The sequence below is a fragment of the Brevibacillus halotolerans genome, from assembly GCF_026891775.1.
GTDB lineage: Bacteria > Bacillota > Bacilli > Brevibacillales > Brevibacillaceae > Brevibacillus_B > Brevibacillus_B halotolerans.
The window spans coordinates 1-20,078 of the sequence record NZ_JAPTNK010000021.1; the positions used below are offsets into that span (position 1 = coordinate 1).

Annotated in this window: 20 protein-coding genes; 4 read left to right on the plus strand and 16 right to left on the minus strand. The window is 42.0% G+C overall.

The window, feature by feature from the left end; genetic code table 11:
- Positions 1–547: 547 nt before the first annotated feature.
- Both groL and groES read right to left on the minus strand, forming a co-directional pair.
- Positions 548–2,182, minus strand: a complete 1,635-nt coding sequence (groL, locus tag O0550_RS20500) for a chaperonin GroEL (RefSeq protein ID WP_096888192.1) — start codon at positions 2,180–2,182, stop codon at positions 548–550.
- A gap of 60 nt (positions 2,183–2,242) precedes the next feature.
- On the minus strand, positions 2,243–2,524 hold the full coding sequence (gene groES, locus O0550_RS20505) for a co-chaperone GroES (RefSeq protein WP_003333513.1): 282 nt from the start codon (positions 2,522–2,524) through the stop codon (positions 2,243–2,245).
- A 323-nt stretch (positions 2,525–2,847) separates the two neighbouring features.
- On the opposite strand from groES, the gene O0550_RS20510 reads away from it, so the two are divergent.
- Positions 2,848–4,116: a CAP domain-containing protein gene (locus O0550_RS20510; protein ID WP_258427167.1), complete on the plus strand. Its 1,269-nt coding sequence runs from the start codon at positions 2,848–2,850 to the stop codon at positions 4,114–4,116.
- A gap of 1 nt (position 4,117) precedes the next feature.
- On the opposite strand, the gene O0550_RS20515 is transcribed toward O0550_RS20510, so the two are convergent.
- The 7 genes from O0550_RS20515 to O0550_RS20545 form a co-directional block, all read right to left on the minus strand.
- Positions 4,118–4,657 carry a hypothetical protein gene (locus tag O0550_RS20515; protein WP_258427168.1) on the minus strand — a complete coding sequence of 180 codons (540 nt, stop codon included), beginning with the start codon at positions 4,655–4,657 and terminating at the stop codon, positions 4,118–4,120.
- Positions 4,658–4,822: 165 nt separating this feature from the next.
- On the minus strand, positions 4,823–5,479 hold the full coding sequence (locus tag O0550_RS20520) for a Bax inhibitor-1/YccA family protein (protein ID WP_051870413.1): 657 nt from the start codon (positions 5,477–5,479) through the stop codon (positions 4,823–4,825).
- A 119-nt stretch (positions 5,480–5,598) separates the two neighbouring features.
- Positions 5,599–6,390 (minus strand): twin-arginine translocase subunit TatC, encoded by a 792-nt coding sequence (gene tatC / locus O0550_RS20525; RefSeq protein ID WP_003344783.1) that lies wholly within the window; start codon positions 6,388–6,390, stop codon positions 5,599–5,601.
- A gap of 20 nt (positions 6,391–6,410) precedes the next feature.
- Positions 6,411–6,779: a twin-arginine translocase TatA/TatE family subunit gene (gene tatA, locus O0550_RS20530; RefSeq protein ID WP_258427169.1), complete on the minus strand. Its 369-nt coding sequence runs from the start codon at positions 6,777–6,779 to the stop codon at positions 6,411–6,413.
- 26 nt (positions 6,780–6,805) lie between these two features.
- Positions 6,806–7,807, minus strand: coding sequence for a molybdopterin-binding protein (locus O0550_RS20535; protein ID WP_163246218.1), 1,002 nt, complete (start codon positions 7,805–7,807; stop codon positions 6,806–6,808).
- Positions 7,801–8,316, minus strand: coding sequence for a MogA/MoaB family molybdenum cofactor biosynthesis protein (locus O0550_RS20540; protein WP_003333521.1), 516 nt, complete (start codon positions 8,314–8,316; stop codon positions 7,801–7,803). The genes O0550_RS20535 and O0550_RS20540 overlap by 7 nt, the downstream gene beginning before the upstream one ends.
- Before the next feature lie 84 nt (positions 8,317–8,400).
- Positions 8,401–8,970, minus strand: coding sequence for a 5-formyltetrahydrofolate cyclo-ligase (locus tag O0550_RS20545; protein ID WP_258427170.1), 570 nt, complete (start codon positions 8,968–8,970; stop codon positions 8,401–8,403).
- Between the two features lie 110 nt (positions 8,971–9,080).
- Between O0550_RS20545 and O0550_RS20550 the strand changes: the two genes are divergently transcribed.
- The gene (locus tag O0550_RS20550) at positions 9,081–11,015 is read left to right on the plus strand and encodes an ABC-F family ATP-binding cassette domain-containing protein (protein ID WP_096888190.1); all 1,935 of its coding nucleotides are present in this window, start codon (positions 9,081–9,083) and stop codon (positions 11,013–11,015) included.
- On the opposite strand, the gene O0550_RS20555 is transcribed toward O0550_RS20550, so the two are convergent.
- From O0550_RS20555 to O0550_RS20580, 6 genes are all read right to left on the minus strand, one after another.
- Positions 11,012–13,372, minus strand: coding sequence for a hypothetical protein (locus O0550_RS20555; RefSeq protein ID WP_258427171.1), 2,361 nt, complete (start codon positions 13,370–13,372; stop codon positions 11,012–11,014). The two genes, O0550_RS20550 and O0550_RS20555, sit on opposite strands and share 4 nt — an antisense overlap.
- Before the next feature lie 330 nt (positions 13,373–13,702).
- Positions 13,703–14,761 (minus strand): tRNA (adenosine(37)-N6)-threonylcarbamoyltransferase complex transferase subunit TsaD, encoded by a 1,059-nt coding sequence (tsaD, locus tag O0550_RS20560; RefSeq protein ID WP_031309704.1) that lies wholly within the window; start codon positions 14,759–14,761, stop codon positions 13,703–13,705.
- Positions 14,762–14,777: 16 nt separating this feature from the next.
- Entirely contained in the window at positions 14,778–15,248 is a 471-nt protein-coding gene (rimI, locus tag O0550_RS20565) for a ribosomal protein S18-alanine N-acetyltransferase (RefSeq protein ID WP_035319058.1), read from the minus strand.
- 9 nt (positions 15,249–15,257) lie between these two features.
- Entirely contained in the window at positions 15,258–15,971 is a 714-nt protein-coding gene (gene tsaB, locus O0550_RS20570) for a tRNA (adenosine(37)-N6)-threonylcarbamoyltransferase complex dimerization subunit type 1 TsaB (RefSeq protein ID WP_022586371.1), read from the minus strand.
- Entirely contained in the window at positions 15,952–16,422 is a 471-nt protein-coding gene (tsaE, locus tag O0550_RS20575; RefSeq protein ID WP_003344797.1) for a tRNA (adenosine(37)-N6)-threonylcarbamoyltransferase complex ATPase subunit type 1 TsaE, read from the minus strand. The genes tsaB and tsaE overlap by 20 nt, the downstream gene beginning before the upstream one ends.
- Before the next feature lie 65 nt (positions 16,423–16,487).
- A complete protein-coding gene (locus O0550_RS20580; protein WP_022586370.1) occupies positions 16,488–16,952 on the minus strand; it encodes a SprT family protein in 465 nt (154 codons plus the stop codon).
- Between the two features lie 119 nt (positions 16,953–17,071).
- Here O0550_RS20580 and O0550_RS20585 point away from each other — a divergent pair, with 119 nt between their 5' ends.
- Entirely contained in the window at positions 17,072–17,407 is a 336-nt protein-coding gene (locus O0550_RS20585; RefSeq protein ID WP_031411755.1) for a hypothetical protein, read from the plus strand.
- A gap of 110 nt (positions 17,408–17,517) precedes the next feature.
- Entirely contained in the window at positions 17,518–17,643 is a 126-nt protein-coding gene (cmpA, locus tag O0550_RS20590) for a cortex morphogenetic protein CmpA (protein ID WP_003333532.1), read from the plus strand.
- 68 nt (positions 17,644–17,711) lie between these two features.
- Here the strand turns inward: cmpA and O0550_RS20595 are convergent, their stop codons facing one another.
- The gene (locus tag O0550_RS20595) at positions 17,712–19,871 is read right to left on the minus strand and encodes a Tex family protein (protein WP_003344805.1); all 2,160 of its coding nucleotides are present in this window, start codon (positions 19,869–19,871) and stop codon (positions 17,712–17,714) included.
- Positions 19,872–20,078 lie beyond the last annotated feature (207 nt).

Here is a 20,078-nt window from a genome sequence, read left to right on the forward strand (position 1 = left end):
GCACGCCGCCAGCGTTCGTCCTGAGCCAGGATCAAACTCTCCATTAAAGTAGTTCTTGATCAAAGCTTCAAAACTTGCTTGGCTAGTATTTCTATCAAACATTTTACTGTTCAGTTTTCAAAGAACACTTTTCCACTCTCAAGCGAGTTTGTTTCGCCTCTCGCTTACCTTTATAACTCTATCAGATCATCACTTTAAAGTCAATAGTTTTTCAAAACTTTTTTAAGAGATTTTTTATAGAGTTGATAACATCGCTTAAAGCGACGTTTTTTATAATACCAAACTTAAGACATGTTATGCAAGTTTTTTTCCTAAATATTTTTCAACCCTAATTAAACTAACTTATAAAAACAGCATCGACTTTTCCTCTAGTATAAGCAATAACGTCATCCTGATTATCTATACGAAGAAGTTCTTCTACTAATAAGAGATCCTTTAGCATAAGCTCTCGTGCAATACTAGCAATGATCCTCTAAATGTTTTCACTCACTACAAAGAAAAAAGAGGTGACAAAATCGTCACCTCTTCGCAGTTTAGGTATAACTGCTTACATCATACCCATTCCGCCCATGCCACCCATAGCACCCATGTCTGGCATTGCTGGTTTATTTTCTTCTGGTTTATCTGCAACAACTGCTTCTGTAGTTAAGAACATAGCAGCAACGGAAGCAGCATTAGATAGAGCAGAGCGAGTTACTTTAGCCGCGTCTACAATACCCTCTTCAATCATATTTACCCATTGTTCAGTAGCAGCATTGAAGCCAATACCTAGTTCTTCTTTTTTCAAACGCTCTACGATTACGGAACCTTCCAATCCAGCATTCGCTGCGATTTGGCGTACAGGCTCTTCCAAAGCACGAAGAACGATTTGTGCACCTAGACCTTCTTCTCCTTGAAGGTTCAACTTCTCGATAGCATGCATAACAGAAATTAGTGTTGTACCACCACCTGCTACGATACCTTCTTCTACAGCCGCACGAGTAGAGTTCAGAGCATCTTCAATACGAAGTTTTTTCTCTTTCAACTCAGTTTCTGTAGCAGCACCAACTTTAACAACTGCAACACCACCAGCTAATTTAGCTAGACGCTCTTGCAATTTTTCACGATCAAATTCAGATGTAGTGTCTTCGATTTGTTGACGGATTTGAGCTACACGACCTTCGATAGCTGCTTTTTCCCCAGAACCTTCAACGATTGTTGTGGTTTCTTTAGTAACAACAACTTTCGCAGCACGGCCCAATTGTTCGACTTTTGTTGCTTTAAGATCAAGGCCCAATTCTTCAGTGATTACTTCACCGCCAGTAAGAGTAGCGATATCTTGCAACATCGCTTTACGACGATCACCAAATCCAGGAGCTTTAACCGCTACTGCTGTGAAAGTACCACGCAATTTATTAACTACCAAAGTAGCCAAAGCTTCGCCTTCAACATCTTCAGCAATGATAACTAAAGGTTTACCGCTTTGTACTACCTGCTCTAGTACTGGCAATACTTCTTGGATGTTTCCGATTTTTTTATCAGTGATTAAGATAAACGGATTGTTAAGAACAGCTTCCATTTTATCAGTATCAGTGATCATGTAAGGAGAAGCGTATCCACGGTCGAATTGCATACCTTCAACCACTTCAAGCTCTGTTGCGAAACCTTTGGATTCTTCAACAGTAATAACGCCGTCTTTTCCTACTTTTTCCATAGCTTCAGCAATCAAGCTACCTACTTCAGGATCATCAGCAGAAATAGAAGCAACTTGTGCGATTGCAGATTTGCTTTCTACTGGTTTGGAAATAGAATGGATTTCTTCTACAGCAGCACGAACAGCTTTATCTATACCGCGACGAATTACCATTGGGTTTGCACCAGCAGTTACATTTTTTAGACCTTCACGAATCATGGAAGCAGCAAGTACGGTTGCAGTAGTTGTACCGTCACCAGCGATATCGTTGGTTTTAGTAGCAACTTCTTTAACCAATTGCGCACCCATGTTTTCGTATGCATCTTCTAGTTCGATTTCTTTTGCAATCGTTACACCATCATTTGTAATCAATGGAGAACCGAATTTTTTTTCTAGAACAACGTTACGACCTTTAGGTCCAAGTGTTACTTTAACTGCATTTGCAAGAGTTTCTACACCGCGCAACATAGAGCGACGTGCATCTTCGGAGAACTTGATTTGTTTTGCCATCTAATACTCAACCTCCAAATAGAAATATGTGTTTAGGGTAACTCAGTATGTTACGGTACCTTAGCCGATAACTGCCAAAATATCGGACTCACGAAGTACCAAATATTCTTTGTTGTCCAGTTTAACTTCTGTACCAGCATATTTAGAGAAGATTACTTTATCGCCTTCTTTTACTTCAAGGGCGATACGCTCACCGTTTTCAATGCGACCAGAACCCACTGCAACAATACGACCTTCTTGTGGTTTTTCCTTTGCAGTATCAGGCAAAACAATACCACTAGCAGTTGTTTCTTCTTTAGAAATTGGTTCAAGTACGACACGATCACCTAATGGCTTCAACACAAAAAACACCCTCCTCAAAGATAGTACATAATTTTTCTTAAACGGTTAGCACTCACCTTTAAGGAGTGCTAACACCCAATTCCTATAATAATAAATCACTGAATGCTTTGCAAGTATTTTCAAGTACATTTACAGACAAAAACTTCTATCCCTGTAAGGTCTGGGACTAAGCATCCAGTCTCTTCATACATATATCTTCTGGAACTCTCTTATTCCACCTTCTTTTCTTTAATACAAAACTCTATTTATTAGTTCTATACTTGACGATATTTACTTATAGATACAATAGAGACAGATTGCTAGACTGCGAGGAGGAATAGTACATGCCTAAAAAAAGCTGGTTTCTTGTTTCAGCTCTTGGACTTTCACTTTTTGTTTTGTTGCAAACAAGCACGCAAGCCTCATCCGGAATGAAAAGTCATATGAGGATGATCTTCTCTCCTCTTTTTACGAAAACAAGCACGCTACATGCATCAGACTCTGACAAAGCCAAGGGTACTTCTGCTGATGTGATTGAAACAGTAAAAGAAACAACGAAAGCCGTTTTCCTGACAACGCTGACACCTGGGCACACCGCATCTGCTAAATCGCCCCTTCAGCAAAATCAACAAATAGTCACCCCTTCTATGAAGCAAGTTTTATCTACCGTGGAAAATAGAGACGCCCCAACGAAGCCCCTTTTTTCTGATCCTATTCTTTTTGGAGTCTCCTTGCATATGAGTTCTCAGCAGGTGGAAGCCACATTAGGTATCCCTGATCGTCAAGAACCTAGCTTATTTGGATATGAATGGTGGATTTATAACAAGAATCCTGATCGTTATGTACAGGTGGGCATTTTAAAGGGGAAAGTAGTAGATGTCTTTTCTAATAGTCCGAAAGTCGCATTAACCAATCAAATACGTATTGGCACTTCATACGATACGCTCAAAAAGAGCTATTCGTTACAGGAGCGCGTTACCTTTTCTTATGAGGATACATTTGTAGAAATAAAAAATGATCGAGCACAGCGACCGTTACAGCTTGTAGGTGATATTCCTGTCTTATTTTACTTGGACAAGCATAATCAACAGAAGGTTACTGGCATCCGCCTCATCGACAAGCTAGTTCTGCTTCAGGGTGGATTCTACGAAACGAAGTGGACTTATACAGGGGAAGCACCCAATTTCACTCCCCCTACCCCTGATGCTAAAAGTCAGGAGGAGATTAATCGAGCGATGGAACGGCAGATATTAGATTTAACCAATGTCATGCGCTATCGCTATCAAATTCCACCATTACGTTGGAACGAAAAAGCAGCCATCACAGCCCGTAATCATAGCATCGATATGCAGCGCAATCAGTATTTTGATCATATTTCCGCAACAACAGGCTTATCTCCATTTGATCGACTGAAGAAAAATGGTCTGTCCTATCGAATGGCAGGAGAAAATATTGCCGCAGGATTTCCTGATGCTATAGAGGCCTCTCAAAGCTGGTTAAATAGCCTGGGGCATCGTAAAAATGTGCTTGAAAAGCAATTTGAAGAGCTAGGTGTAGGCGTCTTTTCTGACTACTTTACCGAAAACTTCGTTACGCTCTTTACAACCAAATAAATTATTTCTTGATGAGTTCACGTATCGTATTTACATCTCTGGTAAACTCAGCCAATATGGTTTCCTCACGCTGATTATGCAGGATAAGCCATGGTTTGCGTTGCCCATTCTTTGGCATCACCACAAAAACTCGCGAGATCTGATCTTTTATCTTTTCTTTCGGGACAGATACTTTTATTGGAGGGTCCACAGGGATTTTTAAAATAAAACAATGCTCCAACTGTGGGCTAATATCCTGGACTCTCCCGCTCACTGAGTGTAAAATCGTTTGCGCTTCCTGTTGAAAGAGAGTGCTATTTGAATAATGGGATACAACCTTTTGTTGATCACTATCAAATAGCTCGACATTCTCTCCAGCTATCTGCGCTCCATCTGCATCGTTTCCTGTTGGGGTACCGCTAGTGGCCGTTGCTTGCTCCCCCTTATGTAAGAATGGGAGAATTCCTGAGATTGTACCTGCCTTCATCATCGTGAAACCTGCCACCACCGCCGATACGGATAAAAAAATAGCAGATACTACAATCCACCTTCTTTTTTTCATCTGTTTCACTCCTTTTCAAGCCATTTCGTCCATATAGTATTTGCTCAACAAAAAGCAGCTATACCCAAGCAGAGTAAGTCTTTCTGTAAAACAATAAACTTCCAATCATACGCAAAAGCCCCCCTCCTGAAAAACTCAGAGGGGGGCACATGCATTTTTTAAGAACTAATCATCACTATTTAAAATTCCTAAAAGACGGAGCAACGACAAGAACAAATTGATAAAATCGAGGTAAAGCGAAATAACAGCCATTGGGACATCTTCTTCTTCTACCCCATGTTTGAACTGAGACACATCGTATAGGATATAGCCGCTAAAAATCAAAATCCCGCCAGATGCTATTAATAGCTGCATTCCCGTTCCTAATGGAATAAACAGATTTAGCACCTGTAAAAGAATCAAGCCAATAAGAGCTGCAAACAAAAAGCCGCCGATTGAACTGAAGTCACGTTTGGACACATAAGCATAACCGGCCAATGAAATAAAGATAACTGTCGTGATGAGGAAAGCTGCGTTAACCAGCAAGGCCCCATTTTTCATTGCGTAGTATTGTAGAGTTGGCCCAAGCGTGATTCCACTGATAAATACAAAGGCAAATAAGAATCCATACCCGATTCGAACACCCTTTCTACGCATAAAAAAGGCGCCAATCAGCATTAGCAATTCAACAACTACCAGTGGCAGGATAAAGGCTGGGGGAACAAATGCTGTTCCTACCGCACTACCAATCGTAGACACCAGCAGTGAAATCGCAAACAATCTCAAAATTTTAGGAAAGTTACTCTCTTCCCGATACACTTGCTCCGAATAATTCTCGTTCAAGCTTAAAGCACCTCCAATTTTTGGTTCCTACTTAAGAATCCTACCGATTCATGACAAGTTCTGCAACTATATTTACACAAAAAGAGCATAAATATAACCTTATGCTCTTTGAAATACTGCTATTTAATTTCAGAATCAGCCTGAACCTCCACGCCACCGTATTCACGTTCCCATGCCTCATCCTCTTTCAACTGTTGACGATAAATGACTTTGGACAGAAACACACTAATCTCATACAAAACAAATAACGGAATCATTACGATAAAGTCACTCATAAAGTCAGGAGGTGTAATCACAATCGCAATAAAGGCTAAAATAAAATATGCATATCTTCTTATTTTAGACAGCCTTACCGGATTGATGATCCGTAGCCTTGTTAGTAAAATCACCAGGATCGGGAGTTCAAACAAAAATCCAAAAGGGACAATCATATTAAACATAAAAGAGAAATACTCACCTAATCCCCACATGACTGGAGTACCCAACTGAACGTTAATGTTCGTCATAAACAGAACCACTAACGGGAACACAACATAATAGCCAAAAGCTAATCCAACCAGAAACAACAGACAAATAACGGGAATAAATGATAGGGTTAGCTTTGTTTCATGTGGCTTTAAACCTGGTTTAACAAACGCCCATAGCTGTAACAAAAATACGGGTGTAGTCATTATCATCGAAACCAAGAAAGCAAACTGCATGTACACCTGCAGTGCATCGGAAGGCTTCAAAGAAACTAACGTATTCATAGAAAGATTAGCCATAGGCGTTTGCTGTAGATACATAACAACTGGCCCGGCGTAGTATAGTCCCACTGCTAATCCGATAACAAAAACGAGCAGAACAATTAAAAGCCGATTACGCAATTCACCAATATGTTCCCATATAGTCATATCTCTTTGTTTACCCATCCAACCTGCCTACCTTCTTCTTACGCTTTTGGTTCGCTGGAAGAGGACGCTTCTTTACGCTCCTGTTCGATTTTTGCGCGAATCTCCTTTTCTAGACGCTCGCGTTCCAAACGCTCACGAATTTCACGCTCTAGCTTTTCACGGTCAATTTTCTCGGAGGTCTCCACTGTATCCGCTGGTTTCGCAGTCGCTGCTACCAATTGCTGTTCGGCTGGTTTCTCTTTTTTATTCTCATCAAAATCATCAGTAGCAAGTCCACTTGTAGCTTTTTTGAACTCTCGCAAAGTACTGCCCATAGCTCTGCCTAACTCTGGTAGCTTTTTAGGTCCAAAAAAGATGATCGCTAAAATGATCAGTATAATAAAACCTGAAGCTCCAATTCCACTCATAGTCAACATCTCCACTCATTTGATTATTAACACTTCCGTAAACCACCATAACCAAGTCGTGTCATATCACTTTCTTGGATGCGCTCTCCGTATAGGATTCTAGGCAAAAAAACATCAAACGACGTAACAGGCTCATGCATCACCGCTCCAGGTAACCCTAGAATAGGGGTATCTCCTTTATAGGCGATCATTAGCATAGAACCAGGCAACATTGGCGTACCATACCGTATAACATCAGAGCCTACACCAGCAATTGCCCCGGGTGTTTTATCATCTGGATCAACAGACATACCGCCTGTTACACAGATGAGATCAACTCCTTGTGCCAGGAAATACTCTATCTCATGTTGTATCATCTCTTTATCATCTGGGGCAAAACGTTGCTCAACTACCTGAGAGCCTAGCGCTTCTACCTTAGCTCTAATAGCAGGACCAAACTTATCTTGGATTCGTCCCTGATAAACCTCACTTCCTGTCGTAACCACTCCTACCCTGCGAGCAGGAATGGGCAACACATCCACGATCGGCCCTTCAAACTGCTTAGCCAAACGTTCTAAAACGAGAATGTTTTCTTCTTTCATAATCAAAGGGATAATACGAGTAGCAGCCACAGACTGCCCCTCTGTTACCACTTGATTCGTTAGGATAGTGGAAAGGGCTATACCTTCTAATTCATTTAAAGTATGAACGGCCTGCTCATTGATTTTACAAAGTCCGTTCGTTTTTGCCTTCATTGAAACCTTACCTTCGTAAGGCTCTGTTAAAAGTAGATTTGTACCTGCAACAGCTTGGGCAATTCTTTGACCTGCTTCTTCCTCATGGATAAAGCCCGGAGGCATATCCATAATATAAATATGCTCTTTTCCTATAGAAAGCAGTGGTTCTATGTCTTCTGCTTTAATAACATGCCCTTTTTTAAACAGCCTACCCTTGAACTCCCCGGGTAAAATCTGCGTCATATCATGAGGCAAAATCATGCCCACCGCTTCGCGGACAGGCACGACTTTAAAGTTCGGCTTCTCTACCATCCGATTCCACCCCAGTCTTCACCGGCTTCTTCTGAGCCCTGCAAAATATGCACAGCGTCCGGCAGCATGTCTGCAATAGCTATAAAGCAGACCTCGACTCCTTTGGGGTTTCCTGGTAAATTAAAAATCAAACTGTTGCCCCTCGTCCCTGCAACAGCACGTGTTAACATAGCGCGGCGAGATTGCTTTAAACCTGCACGACGCATCTCCTCCGCTAAGCCAGGTACTGGACGATCAATTACCCATGACGTTACTTCTGGTGTAACATCCCGCGGACTCAATCCTGTTCCACCTGTGGTAATGAGAATATCGCATTTTTCTCGATCCACCAATTCGATCATATGCTCCTTCAGTTCTTCCATATCATCCGGTAAACAACGATAAATAATGTTTTCCGTATGCAAGTGCTGTTTGACTAACCCGCGCACCAACTGAATTCGATCATCCTCTCTTTCCCCACCAGCGATTGAATCACTAGCCGTAATGATACCTATTTTCCATCCTGACATGTTAAACCCTCCTCCAATACCATCACAATTATACAATACCATCTTTTTGGGAATGGTGTAATGTATGTCCAAATTGTTTCAAATTCAGATAATTCCCTCTTCGGTGACAATTTGATCCAAATGGATATCAAAAGGCTCCATCGGTACCTTTTCAATCACCTGCATAGCATAGCAAAATCCAATTCGTCTAGGTTCATGCGGCAGGCTTTGGAAAAATCGGTCATAATAACCGGCTCCATAGCCTAAGCGCCCTTTTTGCCGATCAAAGGCTACTCCTGGAACGATCACTACTTCAATCTCTGACAGCTTCAGCTCTGTTGAACGTGTGGGATCTGGCTCCCAGATACCGTAAGCCCCCTTCTTCAAGCTACTTCTGCTCTCATATGTATAAGGTATTATTTTTTTTTGCTCTCGATTTGTCAGGGGAAGAGCAACCTTTATGTCACGCTCTCTTGCATCTTCTATAAAAGACCACGTATTGATTTCACTTCCAAACGAACTAAAACACATAATCGTTTGAGCTTCTTTTATAGCTTTGATACTCCATAAATGCTGTGTAGCCTTATCGGATTTTTGCTCGCGATCCTCTTCACTCAACAAATCCCGCGCGCTAATCATCACCTGTCTCAAGCGTTTCTTCTCTAGCATGTGCATACTTTTCCCCCTTTATTTGCCCACCTATTGATCGGCTCCCCTTGTTCCCGACCTCTGCTTTAGGTACACTGTTAGGATAGATATCTGAATATCATCTCGGGGTGAAAGCTATGATTTTATTACAAGCAGAGCGCATATCGAAGTCATATGGTGTTGAAACCATTTTACAGGATATATCTTTACAAGTACAAACGTTAGAACGGATCGGTTTGGTTGGAGTAAATGGAGCCGGGAAATCTACGCTGATGAAAATTATAGCAGGTGAACTTAGCTATGATAGCGGAGTGCTTCGTAAACCAAAGGATGTAACAATCGGATACCTAGCACAAAACAGCGGTCTGGAATCCAATAACTCCATCTGGGCAGAGATGCTTCTTGTTTTTGAGCATCTTCAATCAGAGGAAAAAGAGCTACGCAAGATGGAAGCTATGATGGGCAATCCCGCAGTCTTTGAGGACGAAAAAAAATATCAGCAGATTATGGAGACCTATTCACATCGCGTGGAAGCCTTTAAAGAAAAAGGCGGTTATAGCTATGAAGCTAGTATTCGCGGTGTACTTCACGGTCTTCGTTTTTCAGACATGGATTATGAAACACCTATTTATACGTTAAGTGGTGGTCAAAAAACACGTCTGGCATTAGCGAAGTTACTTCTTCAGTCACCTGATTTATTGCTGTTAGATGAGCCTACGAACTATTTGGATATCGAAACTCTATCCTGGCTAGAGGTCTATTTGCAAAATTACAAGGGTGCTATCCTAGTCGTTTCCCATGACCGTTACTTTTTAGATAAGCTAGTAAATATCGTCTATGAAATCGAACGTCATCAGGCGCAACGCTATGTAGGCAACTACAGCCGCTATTTGGATCAAAAGGCTATGCGTTTAGAGCAGGAGCTGCGCCGTTTTGAAAAGCAAGAGGAAGAAGTCGCTAAATTAGAGGATTTTATTCAGCGCAATATCGCTAGAGCATCTACTACCAAACGAGCGCAAAGCAGACGAAAAACACTTGAAAAAATGGATCGAATGGATAAACCGATTGCGGGTAACAAATCTGCCCATTTCTCCTTTGAAATTGCCAAAATGAGCGGAAATAACGTGCTTAAGGTTCGAAATCTTGCCATTGGCTACGAGGAGGTCACGCTTTCCTCTCAGTTGACCTTTGATTTAGAACGCGAAGAGCGCGTTGCACTAGTAGGACCAAACGGGATTGGAAAATCTACTTTACTTAAAACGATTGTGGGTCAGCTTACAGCTAAACAAGGACATACAGAGCTGGGAAGTAATGTAACCATTGGCTACTATGATCAGGAACAACGCGAGTTAAATATGAGCAAAACCATTTTGGCAGAGCTATGGGATGATTATCCTCAGATGCAGGAGAAAGAGGTCCGCACCATTCTTGGAAACTTCTTGTTTAGTGGCGATGACGTGTTAAAGAGAATTGGCGACTTGTCCGGCGGCGAGCGCGCACGTGTCTCATTGGCTAAATTAATGCTAAAGGAAGCCAATTTCTTGATTTTTGACGAGCCGACTAACCATCTGGATATCATCAGTAAAGAGGTATTAGAGAATGCTCTATATGACTATCCTGGCACGATTTTATTTGTATCCCATGACAGATATTTTCTAAACAAAATGGCAACTCGCGTTCTAGAGATGTCTCCAACTGGGGTAACAAGCTACCTTGGTAATTACGACTACTATCTGGATAAAAAACAAGAGCTTGTAGAACAAGCTCAGGAAAAGGTGGAACAGGCAAATCCAAAAGCCTCAGCAGCCAGACCAAGCACTCCAGAGAAAAGCACCTATGAGCTTGATAAAGAAGCGAAGCGTAAAGAGCGCCAACGCCAACGACGTTTAGAAGAAATTGAAAAAAGCATTCAGGATAACGAGGAAAAAATCGCTACCTGGGAAGAAGAATTATGCCATCCTGATGTTTATTCTGATCATGTTGAAGCCCAGAAGCGTAATGATCTGATTAGCCAGGCTCGAACAGCTATTGATCATTTGTATGCAGAATGGGAAGAGCTGTCAGTGGACTAATACTTTCTAGCTATCTTATCTTCCTGTAGAGTTAAGAGTAGTGCAGGACTTACAAAAAAAATGATCGACGTGGCCGCTGACACAATACCTGAATCATTTAAAAAAAGGCCAGCCAACGATCCTGCCATGATCCCGCTAAAACCCATAACCAAGGCGGGATAGCTGGCATACAATCTACGCATATACTGCTGCGGATAAAAGCTGATGACACTGACAATAAACAGGGATAGAAAAAATACCTTACTCCATAAAGAAACACGGATTAGGCGAAGGTTCATTTCCAGCTTCCGCTGAATAATCTGCCCCACTTCTATCCAGTTACCCGTTATAATGTCATGAGCAACTTTACCTACATGAGTCATTGGTTGCATCGAAAACAGATGAATAATAAGTAAACTCGCCATACCAACTAATAAGCTTCCTCCTATCAAGAGGAGGCTTATTTTGCGTAGACGGATTTGATAAAATCGAAGCAATGTAACCACATACGCGAGTCCAGTTGCTAAAAATCCCCCTGCATTCGTACCATACTGAGGAGAAGCCAGATACCATAGAATGATACCCATACATACGATAAGCAAAATCAGTCCCACTAGAGATAGGCTCGTCTGTTCATTTTTTATTTGCTTTCTTTCCCGTTCTTGTTCCCATTGATAAAATGCAGCAAAAAAAAGCAAGCTGGCTCCAATCAATACCCCCTCATATTCGTTACCCATTCCATAAAAACGCGCCCCAATGACCGGGTCATACCCGAGGAAAGAACGCTTCATTAAATGAGCGCCCGTAAATCCATCTACTAATAAGCCGATCGTCGTGCATACCCCTATCAGAAAAAAACCAGTTGATAGCGAGAGACGACATACCCAGTAAGCCATCCCCCCAGCTACTATACCCAACAGCGAAAGTGTAGCAAGAACAGGTAAAGAGATATCCACAAGAGGCTCAAGCAAAAGCAAAAACGGGACTAATAGCAAGGCGGTCAGCAATAGCCTTACAAATTTACGAACACGCACTGAAACCGCCCTAGATTGATACTGATAGCGATACCATATTAAAAGCCCCAACAATAAGCCAGCCAACTGAAGGATGACGAAGCTATAAATAATACTTGGTCTGTTCGCATATATACGATGAATGCGGTCTATTTTTTGAAAAAAGGAAGAAATTCTCCAATCCGACTGATTGTCTTTCACCTGACTTACTTCAGTCGTGGAAATGAATGGGATTGGTTGATTCGTTGCAGGATGAATCACATGCCCAATTACATGTTCGGGTAAAGGCAGATGAATCCAATGGTAAACGGTTGGTAATAGATCCAATCCGCTCACTAGTCCTGGCTGACGTGTGGTTATGGACGTTAACTCGCCTGTTTTTACTCCTGAATATGTCCACATGAGAAAGGGCGTCAATATGCTCTTTTCTTTGATAGCAATGGGATTAGCATCTGCAGAGAGCAGCAGAAACATTTGTCCAGGTTGTAGTTTAGCTATAATCTGACCTGCTATCTTTGCTAAATCACCAATAATTTGCTGGTACATCTGTTTAAAATGCGAGGGTGACATTTCAGGCATTTGTCTGTATAGTCTTGCCAAATCCCCATATTGCCAAATGATTAAGCTTGAGCTTTTATCCCCTGCGATCTGTTGTAACACAACATCCTTCTTTGTACGCAGACCATAAGGATAACGCAAGTCCTTTTCCAGCAGCATATCGGGCGATACCATTCCCTTTCTGATCTCTCCCGTTGAAGTAACCCCCAATAACGAGGCATGTCGTTGCTTCTTTTCTCCGTAATCAGCATTTCCGTAAAAAGCTACCGTACCATCCACACGTTCAATGCCATCTCCCATTAATCCAATTCTGGCTGTATACGGCTTGTTTTCATTATCTCTTTGCAAACGGAAAATACCGGGATAGAAGAGCGCACTTTTTTTGTTAATCGTATGCGGATTCGTCAAGCGACTCATTCGTTGTTCTGCTGTTTCGTTATTGCTTGTGGATTCATTATGCTGGTACAACGTTTCGCTGGCTTCTGTATATTGAGCCTGTCCTCCGCTACCCATCAATAAATATCCATTCGCGGCCGTTCTTGGCCCCGCAGTTCGCATCGTTAATGCTGCATAGCCCGCCTTATGCATATGACCAGCAAAAGGCTGACGGTACCGTAGCTCTTGAAGATCATTGAAAGAAAACATATCCACAGCGAGTATAATTACCTGTCGATTCTTTATAGAAATAAATGGTGTGGTTAGTAGCGGAGATGTTGTATGCGAAGAGGTGGCAAATGCCGCTTTTGGAAAGCTGATCTCAAGAATGACAACCAATATAAGCATCCACCGAAGCAACTTTATTTTCATAAAGGTATTCCCCCTGTTAATAACAAGAAGCTGAATGATTATGCCGAATAATGTTATATGCTTTTTTTCAACAGATTTATCCACAGTAAAAACAGCCTTTTCAACAGAAAAAAAACCACAAATAAGAGATTTATGGACTGAACATCATTGTTATCCACATTATCCACAAAGATATTAACAGATTTATTACGTTTGTTAAGAAATGATTGTGGATATTGTTCATAAGTTGATTTCAAACCCATCGACAATCCTTAGTAGCTTTCCCATCTCTCCTAGACCAATTCCTTTTATGGGGATAATGAGAACAAAAAAACCCTTTTTAGCTTTATACTAAAAAGGGTTGGTCAATTCTAATCCAGGAACACCATTTAAATCAAGATCAGCAAATTTTCCCTGTTGGTATGAGACAAATCCAGCCGCCGCGATCATAGCAGCATTATCTGTACAAAGAATAAGTGGCGGGATAGTTAGAGCCAGTCCTTCCTTTGCGCACCGCTCACGTAATGCTGAACGTAGTCCTTTATTTGCTGCTACACCACCAGCTAATAAGATTTGTTTAGCCTGATATTCTCTTGCAGCTCGAATCGTCTTTTCTACTAAAACCTCAACTACTGAAGTCTGGAAGCTTGCTGCCAGATTGGCCGCAGGAATTTCTTCTCCTCGCTGTTTTGCATTGTGAAGCGTGTTTAATACAGCCGATTTCAAGCCGCTGAAGCTAAAATCATACGAATCCTTCTCTAGCCAAGCTCGTGGCAGGCTAATACTTGCTTCCCCTTCATGAGCTAGCCGATCAATATGCGGTCCGCCTGGGTAAGGCAATTCCAATGAACGGGCAACCTTGTCATAAGCCTCTCCGGCCGCATCATCACGGGTTTCACCTAAAATTTCAAAATGCCCATGCTCTTTCATATAGATTAACTCTGTATGTCCGCCAGAAACAACTAAACTGATCAGCGGGAATTGCATTTCCTCCACCAAGCGGTTCGCATAAATATGCCCCGCAATATGATGAACCCCTATAAGAGGAATTCCTTTTGCAAAGGAAATGGCCTTCGCAGCTGCTACACCGACTAGAAGCGCCCCAACTAATCCCGGGCCATAAGTCACTGCGATAGCAGAGATATCGTCCCAGCTTTTATTAGCAAGCTCTAGTGCCTCTTCTATCGTCACCGTAATATTTTCTACGTGTCTGCGAGAAGCAACTTCAGGTACGACCCCCCCAAAGCGTTTGTGTATATCAGCCTGAGAAGCAATCACGTTGGATAAAATGGTGGTGCCATTCTCAATAACGGCTGCCGATGTCTCATCACAGCTCGTTTCAATGCCTAAAATACAGACTGGTCGATTCGATTGTAATTGTTGTTCATAACGTTGTTGTACCCGCTTCATATAGCGAGATTGTCGATTACTCTTCACGTAAATTCACCCACATAATAATGGCATCTTCGTTATTATCGGAATAATATCGTTTTCGTCTTCCGTGTTCTTCAAAACCTAATTTTGTGTATAAGTTCCGAGCTACTTCATTAGAAGGGCGCACTTCCAAGGTCATTTTTTCGCCTCCCAGCACCATCGCAAGGGCCATCATCTGTTTCATGAGCCGTAATCCTACCCTTTGACCACGTACATCGGGATGAATACAAATATTGGTGATATGAGCCTCGTCAATAATCAGCCACATTCCACAATACCCTACAACCTGTCCGTCTAGTATGGCTACTATATATTTTGCATTCGGATTAATGGTTAATTCATTAATAAAGGCTTCTAATGGCCAGGGAGTCGGAAAACAAATACGCTCTAGCTCAGCAATTCTTTCCACATCATCTAATGTCATGTAACGAAATTCTATCTGCTTTGATAGTGTCTCACTCATGTAATATCCCTACTTTTCCTGTTTCGCTATCCATTTGGCTTCCGCTTCTGCCAATTGTAGATACTCAGGTACTAAGTCATGTGCAGGAATGCCCTTTCCTTCCTTCAACTGTTGAAGCCCCGTCCATGCCAAGTGTGCTGCTCTTGGATGATTGAAGGCAGGGGTTGCAAACATCGCCTTTTCTCCCAGCACATCGCTAATGACGTCACGATGTTTGTCCAAATCTTCTCCTAAAAATAGCAAGGGCTCACCAGATGTTTCTTGTTGGAGCAGATCCAACCAATCTGTAAGCAATATAATTCGTTCAGGAAGCAAAGCATCTAGCGTCTGACAATCCTTGCTTCGATACAGGCCTGTATATACTTGACCTCGCCTTGCATCAAAGAGCGGGACAATTCCTCCTGTAAAAGAAAGAGCATTCATTCCTACCGCTTCTAGGCTAGAGATACCAATCACAGGAATCCCAAGAGACCAAGCCATGCTTTTCGCCGTAGCTACCCCAATCCGAACTCCTGTGTAAGAACCAGGTCCCTTGGCTACAGCAATTCCTGTCAATTCTGCCGGGTCAATATTTAGTTCATCCAGCAGCGTGGATATCCCGTCCATTACTGTGACGGAATGATTTTTATTTAAATTACTTGTCCATTCTCCCCGCACTCGTGAATCATCGACCACAGCGACGCTAAGCACGAGATTGGAGGTATCAATTGCCAGCACGCACATGTTGATCAATCTCCTTACCTACCTGTTCACTTCGTTTTCCTACTACCTCAAGTCGGCATAGGCGAACATTCTCTCCTTGTTGAAGCAAATGAATCGTCATTCGATCCTCCGGTACATGATCCGGGATTAAAGAGGCCCATTCTACAACACAAACACCTTCACCATAAAAATACTCATCAAGCCCTAAATCATCCACCTGATCAGCGACCCGGTATACATCCATATGATAAAGCGGCAAACGTCCAGCATACTCTTTAATAATCGTAAAGGTTGGACTATTGACCACACGTTTCACCCCGAGTCCCCGTGCCAATCCTTGTGTAAACGTGGTTTTACCAGCCCCCAAATCCCCTTCCAACGCCAAGAAATCCCCTGGCTTCAAAAGCTGAGCTAGTTTTTCTGCGAATTCCTGGGTCGCTTGCTGACTAGTAAATTCAAATTCATACGTCATTGCCTTGCCATTCCTCCATTCTTTTTATTATAGCCCTGTCGAAAATGGCATGTAAAGGCGGGTTCCTATCCCTGTGACAAGGGCTCGATACGTAATTTACCTCGACACCTGCCACACACATAGCGAGCTAGGTTAATCTTTCTCTTTCTTTTATACGAAAATCCACAGTCCGTGCAGATTAGTTGATAGCGATATGGCAGCACGATTTTTTGTCTGCTAAGTCTGGAGCAGTATCTTGCTCCACCTACCTGCTGTAATAATTGAATAAAATCCTGATCACGATGTCGATAGCCCTTTCCCTCCAGATGAAGGTGATAATGGCATAATTCATGCTTAATGATACCAATCAGTTCTTCCTTACCATGTTCTTGAAGATGAAGGGGATTAAACTCAAGATCATGCGAACGCAATAAATATCTACCACCAGTCGTGCGCAAACGTGAGTTAAAACGAGCATGATGACGAAACGGTTTGGCAAAATCACCTACCGATATCTCTTCCACTAGTTTTTGCAATTCCTTATCGTTCAAACACGTCTCCCCCTAAGTCTTTCCGACTGTACTTACTATAACAAAATCTCTTGAATTCTGCTTGAAGGATACGCTACACTTGTGCATGAACGCAAGTCAATTTACAGATGGAGGCTTTCATGCGCTACCTACTTTTGCAAAAAAAGAGCGAGCTTTTTTTTGTACAAATGCCGTCATCACATATGTATCAGCTTTTAGCCCTGCTTAAACGGCTACAAAAAGAACATAACAAATTAACCGTAGTCACTAGACCCGAATTACCGTATATGCTATGCGAATGTAGTGATCTTGAACTTCTTTCACAAGAACTAAAGATTGTAGATGGTCTTTCCTATCTGAATGAATTAGAGTCCAGCTTTTCCTGTTTGAATGAAACAGAGTACCCCCTCCGTTCCTTATTAACCGAAATTCGCGCTCTGCAAGCACAATTAGAAGGGTTAGCAGAAGACGAATAGAATGTTATCTTGTACCAGACATTAGAATTAGGTAATGACCTATACAGACAGGTACCTTCACCTTTCTTCCTGCATACAATGCCAGTAAGAAAGCGCAGGAGGTATTTTTTATGCCACAATGGATGCGTAAACAGCTACAACGCGCCTTCTTTGGGAAGGATGTAAGACAAATTCGATTGCTAAACAGCTGTTGGTTTCTATATTTAGAAAAGCAAAGTAGCCGCCCTGAGGAATAGGACGGCTTTTTGTCCGCTTAGAGACATTAACTAGTTGAAAAACCTGCTCTTTTACAAAATGATTGGCACTATTCTTCGGGAGAAATCATGGTCATACCAACCCGCTGACGTTTCTCGTCAATATCCATTACCCAGACATCAACGATATCTCCAACTGCTACAACATCAAGAGGATGTTTTACGAATCCCTTTTTCAACTGAGAAATATGGATCAGCCCATCATTTTTTAGCCCGATATCAACAAATGCCCCAAAATCAACCACATTGCGAATCGTACCCTGCATCTTCATTCCCTTGCTCAGGTCTGTTATTTTCAAAACATCTTTACTTAACAGCGGCTTAGGCAGCTCATCACGCGGATCACGTCCTGGGCGTAAAAGGCTATCTACAATATCTTTTAGGGTTGGTTCACCAATCTCAAGCTCTGCTGCCATTTGTGGCAAAGAAATATTCATGACCTGCTTCTTACAAGCCTCACTGCCAATTTCCTCAGGCTGGATTTGTAGATGTGTTAACAGCTTGTACGTAACCTCATATGACTCTGGATGAATAGGAGTACGATCAAGAGAGTTCTCTCCGTCCATAACACGCAAGAAGCCGATGCATTGCTCATAGGTTTTAGCACCCAATCGAGGTACCTTTTTTAATTGGGATCGGTTTGAAAATTTCCCATTCTCTTCACGAAGTTTCACAATATTTGATGCTACTTGCTTGTTTACTCCAGATACATATTGAAGCAAAGAAGCAGAAGCTGTATTCACATCCACTCCGACGTGATTAACTGCTGATGATACCACGAATTCAAGACTTTCCGCTAAACGAGTTTGCGATACATCATGCTGATACTGTCCAACACCCACTGATTTTGGATCAATTTTTACTAATTCAGCCAGCGGATCTTGTAAACGGCGAGCGATAGAAATAGCACTTCTTTCTGCTACATCCAATTCAGGAAACTCTTCCTTCGCTAACGCTGACGCCGAATACACAGATGCTCCTGCTTCATTCACAATGATATAGGAGACATCACGCTTTGCTTCTTTTAATACATCAGCGATAAACTGCTCAGTCTCCCTAGAAGCTGTACCGTTCCCGATTGCAACTACATCTACCTGATATTCATCAATAATTTTTTTCACGGTTTCACTAGCTTCTTTAACTTTGCTTACTGGTGGCGTTGGATAAATCACATTTATGTAAAGCTTTTTACCCGTATCATCCACCACGGCAAGCTTACAGCCAGTACGAAAGGCAGGGTCAACACCCAATACCACTTTTCCTTTAAACGGAGGCTGAAGCAGCAAGTTGCGTAAATTCTCAGCAAAGATGTGAATCGCTCTCTCTTCAGCTACCTCTGTCAATTCATTCCTTACCTCACGTTCAATAGAAGGAGCAATTAAACGCTTGTAGCTATCCTCAATTGTTTGCTTGATTGCATCCTCAACGACCGTCTTCTGGGTTAGTATTTTTCTTTGAAGAAATGCAATGATATCCTCCCCAGGCGTTTCTAAAGAAACCTTAAGAATCCCTTCCTTTTCACCACGATTGATGGCCAGAACGCGATGAGGAACTACTTTTTTGACCGGCTCGGAGTAACTATAATACATTTCGTAAACATTTTTTCCGTCTTCTTCTTTTTCCTTTTGCTCCGTGAGCAGGATAGCTTTCATGAACGTTTTTTCACGAATCCATTTCCGATATTCTGCGTCATCGGAGATTTGCTCAGCAATAATATCCATTGCCCCCTGCAAGGCATCTTCTGCTGTTTCAACACCTTTTTCGGTGTCTATATAACGACTAGCTTCTGAGGAAGGATCACCTGTCTGCGGTAAGGACAGTATATAAGCGGCAAGAGGCTCTAATCCTTTTTCTTTGGCAATCGTAGCACGTGTACGGCGTTTTTGCTTATAAGGACGATAAAGATCCTCCACCTCCTGAAGCTTGGTGGCCTTTTGAATTGCGATTGATAATTCTTCTGTTAGCTTTCCTTGCTCCTCAATTAAACGAAGAACCTCTTCTTTTCTGACAATTAAATTTCGTAAGTAACGTACACGTTCTTCAATAGTCCGTATTTGTGTCTCGTCTAATTGACCAGTCATTTCTTTCCGATAGCGAGAAATAAATGGAACGGTATTTCCTTCATCAAGCAAGGTTATTGTTTGTACGACCTGCTGAACACCTACACCTAGTTCTCGTGCAAGGGTGGCAGCCATTTGTTTAACATCCATGTACCTATCCTCCCAAGGTTTACAGAAGTTCTCAATCTTTTTACATCTAACTAGTATGATAGCCCCCTGAGGTTTCGTTTACAAGTTTACCTAGGCTGGGGGACAGGGTTTCCCCTAGGTTTTGTAAGGATCTACGTTGTAATAAAGAGACTTCCAGCTCTGAAATCTACTCTTGATGAAAAAAGGACCCTTCGCCTTTAATCGCGA

Excerpts from the sequence above, each read along its gene's own strand:
- groL (WP_096888192.1), bottom strand. The coding sequence starts at position 2,182 with ATGGCAAAACAAATCAAGTTCTCCGAAGATGCACGTCGCTCTATGTTG.
- O0550_RS20510 (WP_258427167.1), top strand. The coding sequence starts at position 2,848 with ATGCCTAAAAAAAGCTGGTTTCTTGTTTCAGCTCTTGGACTTTCACTT.
- O0550_RS20515 (WP_258427168.1), bottom strand. The coding sequence starts at position 4,657 with ATGAAAAAAAGAAGGTGGATTGTAGTATCTGCTATTTTTTTATCCGTA.
- tatC (WP_003344783.1), bottom strand. The coding sequence starts at position 6,390 with ATGGGTAAACAAAGAGATATGACTATATGGGAACATATTGGTGAATTG.
- tatA (WP_258427169.1), bottom strand. The coding sequence starts at position 6,779 with ATGAGTGGAATTGGAGCTTCAGGTTTTATTATACTGATCATTTTAGCG.
- O0550_RS20535 (WP_163246218.1), bottom strand. The coding sequence starts at position 7,807 with ATGGTAGAGAAGCCGAACTTTAAAGTCGTGCCTGTCCGCGAAGCGGTG.
- O0550_RS20540 (WP_003333521.1), bottom strand. The coding sequence starts at position 8,316 with ATGTCAGGATGGAAAATAGGTATCATTACGGCTAGTGATTCAATCGCT.
- O0550_RS20545 (WP_258427170.1), bottom strand. The coding sequence starts at position 8,970 with ATGCACATGCTAGAGAAGAAACGCTTGAGACAGGTGATGATTAGCGCG.
- O0550_RS20550 (WP_096888190.1), top strand. The coding sequence starts at position 9,081 with ATGATTTTATTACAAGCAGAGCGCATATCGAAGTCATATGGTGTTGAA.
- O0550_RS20555 (WP_258427171.1), bottom strand. The coding sequence starts at position 13,372 with ATGAAAATAAAGTTGCTTCGGTGGATGCTTATATTGGTTGTCATTCTT.
- tsaD (WP_031309704.1), bottom strand. The coding sequence starts at position 14,761 with ATGAAGCGGGTACAACAACGTTATGAACAACAATTACAATCGAATCGA.
- rimI (WP_035319058.1), bottom strand. The coding sequence starts at position 15,248 with ATGAGTGAGACACTATCAAAGCAGATAGAATTTCGTTACATGACATTA.
- tsaB (WP_022586371.1), bottom strand. The coding sequence starts at position 15,971 with ATGTGCGTGCTGGCAATTGATACCTCCAATCTCGTGCTTAGCGTCGCT.
- tsaE (WP_003344797.1), bottom strand. The coding sequence starts at position 16,422 with ATGACGTATGAATTTGAATTTACTAGTCAGCAAGCGACCCAGGAATTC.
- O0550_RS20585 (WP_031411755.1), top strand. The coding sequence starts at position 17,072 with ATGCGCTACCTACTTTTGCAAAAAAAGAGCGAGCTTTTTTTTGTACAA.
- cmpA (WP_003333532.1), top strand. The coding sequence starts at position 17,518 with ATGCCACAATGGATGCGTAAACAGCTACAACGCGCCTTCTTTGGGAAG.
- O0550_RS20595 (WP_003344805.1), bottom strand. The coding sequence starts at position 19,871 with ATGGATGTTAAACAAATGGCTGCCACCCTTGCACGAGAACTAGGTGTA.